Origin of the sequence: Streptomyces sp. NPDC059861 (assembly GCF_042731435.1) — a bacterium.
GTDB lineage: Bacteria > Actinomycetota > Actinomycetes > Streptomycetales > Streptomycetaceae > Streptomyces.
The window spans coordinates 63,532-76,198 of record NZ_JBHWJQ010000004.1 but is presented as its reverse complement, the minus strand read 5'-3'; the positions used below and the strand labels follow the sequence as shown (position 1 = coordinate 76,198).

Below are 12,667 nucleotides of genomic sequence, written 5' to 3'. Positions count from 1 at the left end.
ACAGGAGCCGCACCGAAAGCGGGGCATCACCGCTGGCGGGCAACGCGACGGGGGAGGCGAACGTGCACGACGAATTCCTGTGCCATGTAACGGCGTACGGCACCTGCGGCGGCCGGCGAATCGGCGTACCTCTGGGCACCTACCGGGCACCCACTCTGGCCCTCGCGCTGTGGTGGCTGCGCGATCGCGCCAACTGGATCGCGGAGCGGCTCGATCCCCAGCCCGGTGACGCCCCGTATCCGCCGAACGCGCTGATTCCGGTCGGCGCCGGTGTGGCCGACGTGCCGTCGGTGCTGCGCGCCTGGTGTGCCGACGCGGGCCAGCAGGAGCTGATCGCCGACCAGTTGGCGGCCGGGCGACTGGTCAGGATCGCCACCTGTGACGACACCACGGAGTACGAGCTGCTGGCCGAGTCCATCGACGCCCTGCGGATGCAGCGCACCATCCCGGCCCTCGTCGTTCCCGTCGCCTGACACGTGCCATCGCCGGCTGCCGGGCGCCCGGGGCTGGCTGGACCGCCGACGCACCGTCCACCATGATGACGCTGCCATGACAACATCGTCGGGATGGTGACCGTGCGCGCAGCAATCGTCAGGGCCACACTGGCCGCCGTAGTCCTTCTGCTGCCCCTGGTGCAAGCCCCCCGAGCCGCCGCAGGGCCCGAGGCCGCCGCCTCACCCGAGGCCGCCGCCGACTGGACGGCGCCCCTGAGCACGCGCGGACGCTGGATCGTCGACGCCGACGGCGACCGCTTCAAGCTGCGCTCGGGCAACTGGCACGGCGCCAGCGGCACCTGGAACGGCTCGGGCAGCACGGCCGACGACGCCAACCACCACGCCGGCGAGAACTCCGGCCGGATCCCGCTCGGGCTTGACCGGGCCCCCATGACCGAGATCATCGCCGGCTTCCGGGAGATCGGCGTCAACAGCATCCGGCTGCCCTTCTCCAACGAGATGATCCACGACACCGTCCCCGTCACGGACGACGCGGTCGTCGCCAATCCCTCCCTGCGCGGCATGACCCCGCTCCAGGTGTACGACGCCGTGGTCCGCGAACTGACCGCCGCCGGGCTCGCGGTGATCCTCAACAACCACACGAACACCACTCGCTGGTGTTGCGGCGTCGACGGCAACGAACGCTGGAACACCGGCCAGTCGAACGAGACCTGGGAGCACGACTGGTTGTTCATGGCCCGCCGGTACAAGGACAACAAGCGGGTCGTCGGCGCCGACCTCTACAACGAGGTGCGCCGCGACGTCTGGGACGACCCCAACTGGGGGCTCGGCGACAACCACGACTGGTTCGCCGCCTCGCAGCGCGTCGGCGACCGCATCCTCACGCAGGCCAACCCCGACCTCCTGATCGTCGTCGAGGGCATCAACTGGACCGGCATACCTGTCGACGGATTTCCGCACGAACGCCCCACCCTGGAGCCGGTGCGGGGCCTCTCGCACACCCTGGTCGACTCCGGCAAGCTCGTGTACTCAGCCCACTTCTACGACTACACCGGCCCGAACCACAGCGGCGCCACCGGGGCGGGCGAGACCACCGACCCCCGCTACCGCGACCTGGGCCCGGCCGAGCTGATCGAGGTACTGAACCGCCAGGCCTTCTTCGTCACCGCCGAGCAGGACCGGCACTTCACCGCACCGGTCTGGATCAGCGAGTTCGGCGTCGGGGGCCGGGGCGAGACCGGCGCTCGGCAGCGGGCCTGGTTCGAGAACTTCGTCGACCATCTGATCCGCACCGACGCCGACTTCGCGTACTGGCCGCTCGTCGGCTGGCACGAGGACCGCAGGGGCAACGGCTGGGCGCTGCTCCACTGGGACGCGGCGGGCCGGCGTATGGGCGTGTACGACGGTGACGACTGGCGGGCCGCCGCCTGGGCGAGGCTCGTCGGCGCCTCCGGCCGCACCGGTCCGGTGGCGGCGGTGCCCGAGTGGTCCCAGCTCGGCCCCGACCACGGCGACTCCGTCCAGTCGCGCCGGATGCGCGCCCTGCCCGACTGGGACGCCGGCGCCCGCAAGGCCGCCTGCTCCGACGGCGAGCGGCTGCTCGGCCTCAGCCACACCGGCAACCGGGGACTGTGCTCGGACGTGTCCACCTCGTGGGGCCCGCCCGGAGGACACGAGGTCGTCCGCGACGAGCGGCACGTCACGGCAGGCAACGACTGGGCGTCCGGCTACACCAAGCTCCAGTGCGACGCCGGCCACCACCTGATCGGCTACAGCGTCCGCGGCTCCGCCGTCTCCGCGGCCCTGTGCGCGGCGGCTCCCGCGGGAGAGCTGGGCACGAGTGGCCGTACCGTCTGGTTCGACCGCGGAGACAACCGGGGACCGGCACCCAAGGGCGGTGACTTCGCGGTGGGCCGCTACAAGGGGCAGTGCGCGGACGACGAGTACGCGGCCGGCATCGCGTACACGGGACGCGTGGGTTCGGCACGGACGCCGGCCGCCCTGTACTGCCGCAAGCTGGCCTAGTACTCCAGCTGTAGATCCTGATCTTGCCTGGTGTGAATCAACTGGGCGACCGATCCAGATCATGGAAGGATGCCTGTTTCAGGACAGGGGAAGCGGGGCGGCATGGGACTGGACTACAGCTACGAAATCTTCATGCCTCCTCGGAACGTTGGGAGGGCACTGACCCGGCTGGCCGAGCTCGCCCCCCAAGGCCGCGACACGCCGCCGCTTCGGGTGACCCTGCCGGGCGGAGAGCAGTTGATCGTGCCGTTCACCTCGAAGTTCAAGAGTGAACCGGTCGACTGTTCAGCAGGCGGCACGCTCGAACTGGACACCTCGATCGTCATCGGCGTCGACGACGCGATGCGCGAGTTCTTCCTCCGCGATTCCGACAAGGTCGACGAGCGGGGACGAGTGTCGGTCGGGTACATCTACCTGACTGTCAGGTTCTCGCCCACAAGGCACCCGAACTTCGCGTCGCTGCAGTTCACAGCGGCCACCACGGGCATGAGCCGGACGTTCGTGGAGTCTGCGAGCATCAGGAAGGTGTTCACCGACCTCGCCGCCGCCACCGGCGGTGTGTGCTGCCTACTCGACACCGAGACCAACATCTTCGACATCTGCTGGCTCAACGGCGAGACGTTCAGTGGCGAGACTGTTCCTGGCGCCCGGTTCTCGCGCTTCCAAGATCTCGTCGCCGCCTGGCGCGAGCCGGTGGAGTAGAACGGGACGACGCTCGCACGGGATACGGCATACCTGCCCGATCAACGCTCAACTGGCCGACCGAAGCGCTCAGTCTCTGGGCGAGGCCGGTCCACAGGCGGAGACGGCCACCGTTGATCATCGTCGGTTGTGCGCACAAACGAAGATCAGCCGGTGGCCGTGGGCCACAGCGTTGACCCTGCCCGCTGGCAGGCGATATTCGAGGGCCTGATGGCCAGGGTCGCGGGCCGGTTCGCCCGAGTGGAGCCGCGCCGCCGGGCACGAGCGTTCGTGCTGGGTCTGCTTGCCGACCTGCCGAGGAAGAACTGCTGGACGATCGCCGAGCACGCCGGGGACGAGAGTCCGGCCGGCATGCAGCACCTGCTCAGCCGCGCGTCCTGGGACGCGGACCAAGTACGCGACGACATAAGCGCCTTCGTCGTCGACCACCTCCGGGAGGAGGATGCCGTGCTCGTCGTGGACGAGACCGGCGACCTCAAGAAGGGCACCCACAGCGTCGGAGTCCAGCGCCAGTACACCGGAACCGCGGGCCGGATCGAGAACTCCCAGGTCGCTGTCTACCTCGTCTACTCCTCGACGGCCGGGCACGCCGCCATCGACCGCCGTCTGGACATCCCCCGCTCATGGACCCATGACCCCGACCGCTGCCGCACGGCCGGCATCCCCGACGACCTGAGGTTCGCCACGAAGCCCGCCCTGGCCACCCAGATGATCACCCAGGCCCTGGACGCCGACGTGCCAGCCGCTTGGTTCACTGGCGACGAGGTCTACGGCGGCGACCCTCACCTGAGCGCCGAGCTGGAAAGACGTCAGGTCGGATACGTCCTCGCCATCTCGCGCAAACGGCCGATCACCACGAGCGCAGGCGTTTTCCCGGCCGGCCTGCTGGCCCACGGCCCGCCGAAGAGGGCCTGGCAGCGGCTCTCGGCGGGAGACGGCGCCAAAGGCCACCGCTTCTACGACTGGGCTCAGGTCGACATCGACAGGTCGGCGGGCAGCTCAGGCCATCGGTGGCTGCTCGTCCGACGCAACCGGCGCACCGGTGAATTCGCCTTCTACCGCTGCTACTCGGCCCGCCCGGTTCCGCTGACCACGCTGGTCAAGGTGGCCGGGCGCCGGTGGACCGTGGAGGAGACCTTCCAGGCCGCCAAGGGCCTGGCCGGGCTGGACGAGCACCAGGTCCGCCGCTGGACCTCCTGGCACCGCTGGACCACTCTTGCCATGCTCGCGCACGCCTTCCTCGCGGTCACGGCAGCCATCGAACGGGCTGGTACTACGCCACCGCCGGAGCCCGCCCCGCTGACGTGCAGCGAGATCCGATGCCTCTTCGCAGCATTCATCACGCCGGCCCGCGGCCTCGCGCACCGGCTCCGCTGGTCGGACTGGCGACGACGACACCAAGCCCGTGCCCGCGCCAGCCACTACCAGCGACAGGCCGTCCAACAACCGTGATCAAGATTTACAGCTGGAGTACTAGGCGCGGCCGCCGGGGCCGGGGCCGGGGCCGGGGCCGGGCCGGGGCGCCGGGCCCGGGCGCCGTACCGTCCTGGCCAGCAGCGCGCCGAGGACGCCGGTCACCAGCCCCCACAGCAGGGCGAGCCCCAGCGCGCCCCAGATGCGCGGCCGCAGGAACAGCTCCCCGGCGAGATCGCCGCCCAGGTCGCCGATGCCGAGGACGGACAGGCCGTAGGACGCCGAGACGCGGCCGACCAGGCAGATCATGAGCACGGTGAGCGCCAGCGCGACGGCCATGCGCACGGCGTGCTGCCAGAGCGGCACCCCGGCCGGTGAGCGTGCCGCCGCCACGAACGCGGCCGCGAGCACCAGCACCGCCGCCGCGACCACCAGCCACCATACCCGGCCGTCGTGTTCGGACAGGGTGCCGACGTTCAGGGCCTGGACGTCCTCCGAGCGCAGCACCTGGTCGAGCACATGCGGCATCGGCAGGCTGAACGGCCCCTCCACCCGGCCGTCCCAGGTGGCGCCCAGGCCGAGGGTGAGCCCGAGCCACGCGAGGTTCGGCAGCCCGAGCAGCAGCGTCGCGAAGGTCTCGGCGGGATGCCCACGGGTGCCCGCGGCGACCAGACCGATGATCAGGCCGAGGAGGACATGAACGAGGAGCAGTGCGACCATCGCGTACGCGGCCGGACGCGCCGGCTCCCGCAGGCGCAGCAGGCGGCCCCGCAGCGGAGTGCCACGTGAGACCAGCAGGGCCAGCACCAGCACACCCGCCAGCCACAGCAGGCCGAAGAACAGGGAGAGCGGCACGTCCGTCGCGAAGCCGACCTCCGGCGTGAGACCGAACAGATCGCCGATGTCGCCGATCGCGCCCTCGCCGAGCGAGATCCGGAACGTCTGCCGGGCCTCGAGGGCCAGACCGAGCAGCCCCAGCAGCCACAGCACCGCCACCTTGGCGGCCCACGAGCCCAGTTCCCGGGCACCCGCCGGTGCCCGGTACCGCAGTGGCCGCAGGAAGCCCGCGGCGATCACCAGGGCGCCGGCCAGCGTCACGGACAGCGGGATCACGGTCAGCCCCGCCGTGGTCTCGGCGAGGCCTCCGGCATCTCCGGAGAACTCGACGGCACCTCCCACGGAGGTGACGACGGTCGCCGCGACCACCCGGGGAAACGCCCCGTCGGGCAGATCGGCCGCCCCCGCCGCCCACAGCCCCAGCGTGGCGGTGACCCCCATGGTGACCAGCCCGGCCAGCACCACGGCCACGGCCGGCACCCAGCCGGGACGGGCCAGTGCCTGACCGGAGGGGGTTCGCGCGCTCACCCCGCCACGCTAAGCAGCGCAGGCGCCGGGCGCGCGCCGGGAGGTCCGTCCGCGTGCGCGATCGAGGGTGGAATCGCCCGAAGCGCCAGAAATGTCAGCCCTTTCGGCGGGCCGGTGAAGGTGGGGAGCGTTCGTCCTCCGCGTACACGCCCCCCTAAATCACCCGCAAACGCTCCGGCAGTGTGACGTCTCCGGCACTATGGACTGTGGCGCCCGGCTCGGGGTACGAGGACTGGTGCAGCAGCGTCCGGCATGGCCGGCTTCGGAGAGAGACACGCATGATCGAGCACGGGGACGGGGCCGTCGTACCGACTGGTTTCGACGTGCCCGTGGAGCCACTACGGCGGGCGGCGCACTACACGGGCGAGCCGGGATGCATCGCCGAGGCGCGCTCCCTGGCCGCCCACTTTCTCGGACAGCTCAGGACCGAGTGGTGTGCCGAGATCGACGACCGCGTCGAGGGAGCGGTGCTTCTCGTCGTGAGCGAACTGGTCACCAACGCGGACCGGCACAGCAACGGGCCGTACATCCTGGAGCTGGAGGGTACGGACAGCGCGCTGGTGGTGTCCGTGTACGACAGCAGCGCCGCCCTGCCCAGGCGGTTCCCGCGCGACCCGGCCCGCGTCGGCCGGCACGGTCTGGAGATCGTGCACGCGCTGGCGGCCGAGGTGACCGTCGAGCGGGTTCCGGTGGGCAAGCGGGTACGGGCGCTGGTGCCGCTGGACGACACGGAGTGAGCCCCTGACGCGTGGCCAGGGGCTCACCTCCGGGTCCATCTCCTGCGTCGGTCGGATCCGGCCGCGGTGGACCTGCCCCGTCAGGCGCAGCCCAGTTCCCCGAGCATGCCCCGGCGCAGCCGCACGATGATCCGCTTGAGCAGTCGCGACACATGCATCTGGGAGCAGCCGAGCCGCTCGCCGATCTCGGCCTGCGTGGCCTCCTCGACGAACCTCAGATGCAGGATCTGCCGGTCACGTTCGTCCAGTTCGGCCATCAGCGGGGCGAGCGACTGGAAGTCCTCGACGAGCCGCAGCCCGTGTTCCTCGACGCCGATGAAGTCGGCGAGGACCGACTCGCCGTTCTCGGGGCCGTCACCGGTGAGGGCGGCGTCCAGGGAAGCCGAGTTGTAGCCGTTGGCGGCGATCTGGGCCTCGATCACCTCGTTCTCGGAGATGTTCATCAGCGTGGCGAGTTCCGCCACCGTCGGGTCCCGGTCCAGGCGGCTGGCCAGTTCCTCGCGGGCCTTGGCCAGTTCCACGCGGAGTTCCTGAAGACGGCGGGGCACGTGCACGGCCCAGGTGGTGTCACGGAAGAACCGCTTGATCTCACCGACGATGTAGGGCAGCGCGAACGACGTGAACTCGACCTCGCGGGACAGCTCGAACCGGTCGATGGCCTTGATCAGGCCGATCATCCCCGTCTGGACGATGTCCTCCATGTCGTCGCCGCGGTTGCGGAACCGGCCGGCGGCGAACCGTACCAACGACATGTTCATCTCGATAAGGGTGTTACGCGCGTACTGGTATTCGTGCGTGCCTTCCTCGAGCTCGGTCAGGCGCGCGAAGAACTGACGGGACAGCTCACGCGCGTCGCGTGGAGCCACGGTGCGGGGGTCCACGACTTCCGGCGTTGACCCCTCACCCGTCCTGGCCACGCGGCTGTCCTTGACGGCCTGTGCCTCCGACCCGGTCACGGCGGTGTCCATTACCTCTCCCACGAAAGTCATGGTGCGACGTCTGCCTCTTCGGCTTCTGTTGTCCTCGGTGGTACCCGTCGTCATGCCCCGGTGAGTATCCGGAACCCGACGACGTACACCTGCGTGTACCCGGGCTTTCCCCGCGCATGCCCCGATCTGGGTGATGGCCCGAATCGGGCCCGCAGGCCCGGGATTCGGGAGGCGCAGAGCGCTTCGTGGGAGTCCGCTCGCTCGTGCGACCGCCGTGCGGACCGGGTCAACTCCTCCCTGCGGGACCGGTGTTTTCGATCCGGGTCGTTTCGTCCGATTCCACCGAGGGCGGAACGCCGTGGGCTTCCCCTGACGGGCCACGTACCTAGGCTGAAGTGGTGACCGACCAAGCGCCGAAGAAGCAGACGACGCCGAACGAGGCCCGTGTCATCCCGCTGCGCCCGCAGCCGACGCGAACCGAGGGCGCCCGCCCCGCCGTCGGTGTCCGGCCCGCAGGGCCAAAGCGGCCGGCGGGCAAGGAGCCGCTCTGGCGTGACCTCGTCGGCGACGTGCTGCGGCGGGAGCGGCTGGCGCAGGAGCGGACGTTGAAGGACGTCGCCGACGCCGCCCGGATCTCGATGCCGTATCTGTCGGAGGTGGAGCGCGGCCGCAAGGAGGCCTCCTCGGAGGTGCTCGCGGCCGCCGCCCGCGCCCTCGGGCTCGGCCTGGGCGATCTGCTGGCGCGGGTGCACGGTGACCTCACCCGGCACACGCACGCGCGCGGCCGTGTCACGTCCACCGCGCCCCACAACGGCCTCTGCCTCGCCGCCTGACGCCGTCCCGGCGCCTCAGACCCTCACGAGGCGCCGGCTCAGCACCTCGTCGGCCAGCCCGTACGCCACCGCCTCCTGCGCGGTGAACACCTTGTCGCGGTCCATGTCGGCGCGCAGGGTGGCGAGGTCGTGGTGGGTGTGCCGGGCCAGCACCTCCTCGACCTGGGAGCGGATCCGCACCATCTCCTTGGCCTGCAGGGCGAGATCGGTCACCGTGCCCTGCCGGCCGCCACTGGCCGGCTGCCCGAGCAGCACCCGGGCGTGTTCCAGCACGAACCGCCGCCCCGGGTCCCCGCCGGCCAGCAGCACGGCCGCCGTGGAGGCCGCCTGTCCGACGCAGAACGTCGAGATCGGCGCCTGCACGAACGTCATCGTGTCGTAGATCGCCATCAGCGAGGTGAACGATCCGCCGGGGGAGTTGATGTAGACCGCGATCTCGTTCTCCGGCGCCGCCGACTCCAGGTGCAGCAACTGCGCGATGACGACGTTGGCCACGCCGTCGTCGATCTCGGTGCCGAGGAAGATGATCCGCTCCGACAGCAGCCGGCTGAACACGTCGTAGGACCGCTCGCCCTGCGGGGTGCGCTCGACCACGTTCGGAATCGTGTACGTCCCCATGACTACAGCCCCGTCCGTCGCCGTGCGTCCGCCGGGCGGATGTCGGTGAACGACTCCAGGACCCGGTCCACGATGCCGTACTCCCTGGCCTGCTCGGCCGTGAACCAGCGGTCCCGGTCGCCGTCGCGCGAGATGGTCTCCGGGGTCTGCCCGGTGTGCTCCGCGGTGATCCGCTCGATGGTCCGCTTGGTGAACTCCAGGTTGTCCGCCTGGATCTCGATGTCGGCGGTGGTGCCGCCGATACCGGCCGACGGCTGATGCATCATGATCCGCGCGTTCGGCAGCGCGAACCGCTTGCCGGACGTGCCCACGCCGAGCAGGAACTGCCCCATGCTGGCGGCGAACCCCATCGCGAGCGTGGAGACGTCGTTGGGGATCATCCGCATGGTGTCGTAGATGGCGAGCCCCGCGTGCACCGAGCCGCCGGGGCTGTTGATGAACAGGCTGATGTCGGTGCGCGGATCCTCCGCCGACAGGATCAGCAGCTGGGTGCAGACCCGGTTGGCGGAGACCTCGTCGACCTGGGTGCCCAGCAGCACGATCCGCTGCCCCAGCAACTGGGCGGCCAGATGGTCGTCGAACCGGGTGGGCGGGGTGTCGCCCTCCTCGGCGTGGGGCGGCAGCAGGGCGGTGCTCGGAGACATGCGCGCTCCTCGGGTCGTGGGAGTGGAAGCGGGTGGTGCGTCATCCACTCTCGGCCCGGAACCTCGCCCGTGGCGGCTTTCTCTGCCCGCGGCAGATTCGCCCAGGGCAGAGGCGTGCGGAGACGGAGGCGTGCGGACCGCGCCCGCCCCGCCGGCTGCCCCGGCGGCCCGGGCCTCACCCGCCCTGCATCTCCCGTACCTGCCGGAAGAACGCCCGGACGTCGTCCACCATCAGGTCCGGCTCCTCCATCGCCGCGAAGTGCCCGCCCCGGTCGAACGTCGTCCAGCGCACGATGTTGTCGGTACGCACCGCCCTGTGGCGCAGCGGGATCTGGATCTCGGCCGGGAACAGGGCGACGGCGGTCGGCGCGGTCGACGGCTCCCGCGGCTCGGCCTTGCGCATGCCGTCGTGCGCGTGTGCCCGCTCGTAGTAGATACGGGCCGACGAACCGGCCGTCCCGGTCAGCCAGTACAGCATCACGTTGGTGAGCAGCATGTCCCGGTCGACGGCCTCCTCCGGCAGCTCCCGCGAGTCCGTCCACTCCCGGAACTTCTCGACGATCCAGGCGAGTTGGCCGACAGGCGAATCGGTCAGCCCGTACGACAGGGTCTGCGGCCGGGTGGACTGCAGCGCGGCGTACCCCGTGCCCTCGCGCGACCACACGCTCCAGCGGCGCCACGACGCGAGCGCCTGCTCGCGCTCCTCGGCGCTCAGCCCCGCCAGCTCCTCGCCGGTCGGCTCGGTCGCCGCCTGCGCGCCGGGCAGCAGGTTGAGGTGGACGCCGATCACCCGGCCGGGATGGGCGCGGCCCAGCTCGCGGGAGATCGCCGAGCCCCAGTCACCACCCTGCGCCCCGAACCGCTCGTAGCCGAGCCGGCTCATCAGCTCGGCCCACGCGTCGGCGACCCGGCCCGCCTCCCAGCCGGTGTCCCGTGTCGGCCCGGACAGCCCGAAGCCGGGGATGCTCGGCAGCACGACGTGGAACGCGTCGGCCGGATCCCCGCCGTGCGCGGCCGGGTCGGTCAACGGCCCCACCACGTCCGAGAACTCCACGATCGAGCCCGGCCAGCCGTGCGTCACGATCAGCGGCGTCGCGTCCGGCTCGGGGGAGCGGACGTGCGCGAAGTGGACGTTCGTCCCGTCGATCGTGGTGGTGAACTGCGGCCACTCGTTGAGCCGCGCCTCGGCCGCACGCCAGTCGTAGGTGTGCCGCCAGTACCGGGCCAGCTCGCGCAGATAGTCGCCGGGCACGCCGTACGCCCAGCCGACGCCGGGCAGCCCCTCGGGCCACCGGGTGCGGTCCAGGCGGTCGTGGAGGTCGTCGAGGTCGCTCTGCGGGATGTCGAGGCGGAAGGGCCGGATGCCGTCGGCGGGCGAGGACGTGGTCATGGTCGCGATGCTAGTTCCGCGGGCCGCCGCGGCCCTCGGAAAGAAGGCCGGACGCGACCGATGAGTTACGCCGCCCCCGCCGGTCGACACAGCTGACCGCGTCCCCCGCACAGGAGGTGCCCATGGCCGCCGACGGATTCACCACATGTCTCTGGTTCGAGGACCAGGCCGAGGAAGCAGCCCATTTCTACGTCTCGATCTTCAAGAACTCCAGCATCGGTGCCCTCGCCCGTTACGGCGAGGGCGCCTTCCAGCCCGCCGGGTCGGTGATGACCGTGGAGTTCACGGCCAACGGCCAGAAGTTCGTGGCGCTCAACGGCGGACCGCAGTTCACGTTCAGCGAGGCGATCTCCTTCCAGATCTCCTGCGCGGACCAGGCGGAGGTCGACCACTACTGGGCCAAGCTCACCGAGAACGGCGGCGAGCCCGGACCCTGCGGCTGGCTGAAGGACAAGTACGGCCTCTCCTGGCAGGTCGTCCCGGAGGGACTGACGGAGTTGATCACCGACCCGGACCCGCAGAAGGCCGCCCGTGCCACGCAGGCCATGATGTCGATGGGCAAGCTCGACATCGCCGCCTTGCACAAGGCCCACGCGGGCGAGTGACCTTCATGCCGGGGGAGGGGCCCGCCGCCACGCCGGCGCGACGGCGGGCCCCCTGCGGGAGGAGGTGGCGCGCTCACCCCCGCTCGGCCAGGATCTCCTTGATCACATGCCGTGAGTTCGCGGCGAGCGGCGGATTGGTCTCCCAGTAGTACGGCAGCTGGATCAGCGAGATCGACAACGCCCAGCCCCGCCCGCGCGCCCACTCGGCGTCGTCCGCGCCCACCTGCCGGCGGAAGGTCTCCCGCGCCCCTGCCGGCAGCAGGTTCCACGCCACGATCAGATCGACGGCGGGGTCCCCCACCCCCGCGAGCCCGAAGTCGATCACACCGCTCAGCCGTCCTCCACGGACCAGCACGTTCCCGGGGGAGAGGTCCCCGTGCGCCCACACGGGCGGGCCCGGGTACCGCGGTGCCCGCAGGGCCTCCTCCCACAGCGCGGTCATGGCGTCGGTGTCCACCCGGCCCACCAGCTGCCCGAGGGCCGTCCGCGTCGGCTCGTCCCGGGAGGCCAGCGGCACGCCCCGGGGGTTGGGCGGACCGTCCCCGGCGTCGACCAGGCGCAGCGCGGCGACGAACTCCGCCAGGTCCCCGGCCAGTCGCTCCGGCTCGTCGAGCGCCCCGGCGACGGGATTGCGTCCCTCCAGCCACCGGTACACCGACCAGGGAAACGGGAACCCCCCACCGGGCTCGCCCCGTCCGGCCGGTCGGGGCGTGTCCACCGGCAGGCGTGGCCCCAGTTCGGGCAGCCAGGTCAGCTCGTGCCGCACGTCCCCGACGGCCCCGGGACGGCGCGGCAGCCGCACCACCAGCTCGTCGCCCAGCCGGAACATCCCGTTGTCGGTACCGGACGACTCCAGCCGGCGCAGCGGCAGCTCCGCCCACTGCGGGAACTGGCCGGCGATCAGCCGCCGGACCAGGGGTACGTCCAGGTCGACCTCGTCCTCATGCATCC

The 12,667-nt window shown here is 71.1% G+C and carries 13 protein-coding genes; 7 read left to right on the top strand and 6 right to left on the bottom strand.

Annotated elements, in window-relative coordinates:
- The first annotated feature begins 62 nt into the window (after nt 1-62).
- The 4 genes from ACFV6X_RS04905 (at nt 63) to ACFV6X_RS04890 (ending at nt 4,634) form a co-directional block, all read left to right on the top strand.
- On the top strand, nt 63-473 hold the full coding sequence (locus ACFV6X_RS04905) for a hypothetical protein (protein WP_385377718.1): 411 nt from the start codon (nt 63-65) through the stop codon (nt 471-473).
- A 93-nt stretch (nt 474-566) separates the two neighbouring features.
- Nucleotides 567-2,480 (top strand): glycoside hydrolase family 5 protein, encoded by a 1,914-nt coding sequence (locus tag ACFV6X_RS04900; protein ID WP_385377715.1) that lies wholly within the window; start codon nt 567-569, stop codon nt 2,478-2,480.
- A 102-nt stretch (nt 2,481-2,582) separates the two neighbouring features.
- Nucleotides 2,583-3,182 (top strand): hypothetical protein, encoded by a 600-nt coding sequence (locus ACFV6X_RS04895; RefSeq protein WP_385377712.1) that lies wholly within the window; start codon nt 2,583-2,585, stop codon nt 3,180-3,182.
- A gap of 210 nt (nt 3,183-3,392) precedes the next feature.
- Entirely contained in the window at nt 3,393-4,634 is a 1,242-nt protein-coding gene (locus tag ACFV6X_RS04890; RefSeq protein WP_385378139.1) for an IS701 family transposase, read from the top strand.
- Between the two features lie 21 nt (nt 4,635-4,655).
- Here the strand turns inward: ACFV6X_RS04890 and ACFV6X_RS04885 are convergent, their stop codons facing one another.
- The gene (locus tag ACFV6X_RS04885) at nt 4,656-5,960 is read right to left on the bottom strand and encodes a streptophobe family protein (RefSeq protein ID WP_385377709.1); all 1,305 of its coding nucleotides are present in this window, start codon (nt 5,958-5,960) and stop codon (nt 4,656-4,658) included.
- A gap of 278 nt (nt 5,961-6,238) precedes the next feature.
- Here ACFV6X_RS04885 and ACFV6X_RS04880 point away from each other — a divergent pair, with 278 nt between their 5' ends.
- Complete coding sequence (locus ACFV6X_RS04880) at nt 6,239-6,697, top strand: ATP-binding protein (RefSeq protein ID WP_385377706.1); 459 nt, start codon at nt 6,239-6,241, stop codon at nt 6,695-6,697.
- Between the two features lie 80 nt (nt 6,698-6,777).
- Here the strand turns inward: ACFV6X_RS04880 and ACFV6X_RS04875 are convergent, their stop codons facing one another.
- Nucleotides 6,778-7,665 carry an RNA polymerase sigma factor SigF gene (locus tag ACFV6X_RS04875; protein ID WP_385378135.1) on the bottom strand — a complete coding sequence of 296 codons (888 nt, stop codon included), beginning with the start codon at nt 7,663-7,665 and terminating at the stop codon, nt 6,778-6,780.
- A gap of 359 nt (nt 7,666-8,024) precedes the next feature.
- Here ACFV6X_RS04875 and ACFV6X_RS04870 point away from each other — a divergent pair, with 359 nt between their 5' ends.
- Nucleotides 8,025-8,459, top strand: a complete 435-nt coding sequence (locus ACFV6X_RS04870; RefSeq protein WP_385377703.1) for a helix-turn-helix domain-containing protein — start codon at nt 8,025-8,027, stop codon at nt 8,457-8,459.
- A gap of 15 nt (nt 8,460-8,474) precedes the next feature.
- Here the strand turns inward: ACFV6X_RS04870 and ACFV6X_RS04865 are convergent, their stop codons facing one another.
- The 3 genes from ACFV6X_RS04865 to ACFV6X_RS04855 form a co-directional block, all read right to left on the bottom strand.
- The gene (locus tag ACFV6X_RS04865; protein WP_385377700.1) at nt 8,475-9,077 is read right to left on the bottom strand and encodes a ClpP family protease; all 603 of its coding nucleotides are present in this window, start codon (nt 9,075-9,077) and stop codon (nt 8,475-8,477) included.
- A 2-nt stretch (nt 9,078-9,079) separates the two neighbouring features.
- Entirely contained in the window at nt 9,080-9,721 is a 642-nt protein-coding gene (locus ACFV6X_RS04860) for an ATP-dependent Clp protease proteolytic subunit (RefSeq protein ID WP_385377697.1), read from the bottom strand.
- A 175-nt stretch (nt 9,722-9,896) separates the two neighbouring features.
- Nucleotides 9,897-11,111 carry an epoxide hydrolase family protein gene (locus ACFV6X_RS04855; protein WP_385377694.1) on the bottom strand — a complete coding sequence of 405 codons (1,215 nt, stop codon included), beginning with the start codon at nt 11,109-11,111 and terminating at the stop codon, nt 9,897-9,899.
- Nucleotides 11,112-11,233: 122 nt separating this feature from the next.
- Between ACFV6X_RS04855 and ACFV6X_RS04850 the strand changes: the two genes are divergently transcribed.
- Entirely contained in the window at nt 11,234-11,716 is a 483-nt protein-coding gene (locus ACFV6X_RS04850; protein WP_385377691.1) for a VOC family protein, read from the top strand.
- Nucleotides 11,717-11,789: 73 nt separating this feature from the next.
- On the opposite strand, the gene ACFV6X_RS04845 is transcribed toward ACFV6X_RS04850, so the two are convergent.
- Nucleotides 11,790-12,665, bottom strand: a complete 876-nt coding sequence (locus ACFV6X_RS04845) for an aminoglycoside phosphotransferase family protein (protein ID WP_385377688.1) — start codon at nt 12,663-12,665, stop codon at nt 11,790-11,792.
- Nucleotides 12,666-12,667: the final 2 nt, after the last annotated feature.

What these genes read in the sequence shown, in the direction of transcription:
- ACFV6X_RS04900 (WP_385377715.1), top strand. Translation starts at nt 567, where the DNA reads ATGGTGACCGTGCGCGCAGCAATCGTCAGGGCCACACTGGCCGCCGTA.
- ACFV6X_RS04895 (WP_385377712.1), top strand. Translation starts at nt 2,583, where the DNA reads ATGGGACTGGACTACAGCTACGAAATCTTCATGCCTCCTCGGAACGTT.
- ACFV6X_RS04890 (WP_385378139.1), top strand. Translation starts at nt 3,393, where the DNA reads ATGGCCAGGGTCGCGGGCCGGTTCGCCCGAGTGGAGCCGCGCCGCCGG.
- ACFV6X_RS04880 (WP_385377706.1), top strand. Translation starts at nt 6,239, where the DNA reads ATGATCGAGCACGGGGACGGGGCCGTCGTACCGACTGGTTTCGACGTG.
- ACFV6X_RS04875 (WP_385378135.1), bottom strand. Translation starts at nt 7,665, where the DNA reads ATGGACACCGCCGTGACCGGGTCGGAGGCACAGGCCGTCAAGGACAGC.
- ACFV6X_RS04865 (WP_385377700.1), bottom strand. Translation starts at nt 9,077, where the DNA reads ATGGGGACGTACACGATTCCGAACGTGGTCGAGCGCACCCCGCAGGGC.
- ACFV6X_RS04860 (WP_385377697.1), bottom strand. Translation starts at nt 9,721, where the DNA reads ATGTCTCCGAGCACCGCCCTGCTGCCGCCCCACGCCGAGGAGGGCGAC.
- ACFV6X_RS04855 (WP_385377694.1), bottom strand. Translation starts at nt 11,111, where the DNA reads ATGACCACGTCCTCGCCCGCCGACGGCATCCGGCCCTTCCGCCTCGAC.
- ACFV6X_RS04850 (WP_385377691.1), top strand. Translation starts at nt 11,234, where the DNA reads ATGGCCGCCGACGGATTCACCACATGTCTCTGGTTCGAGGACCAGGCC.
- ACFV6X_RS04845 (WP_385377688.1), bottom strand. Translation starts at nt 12,665, where the DNA reads ATGCATGAGGACGAGGTCGACCTGGACGTACCCCTGGTCCGGCGGCTG.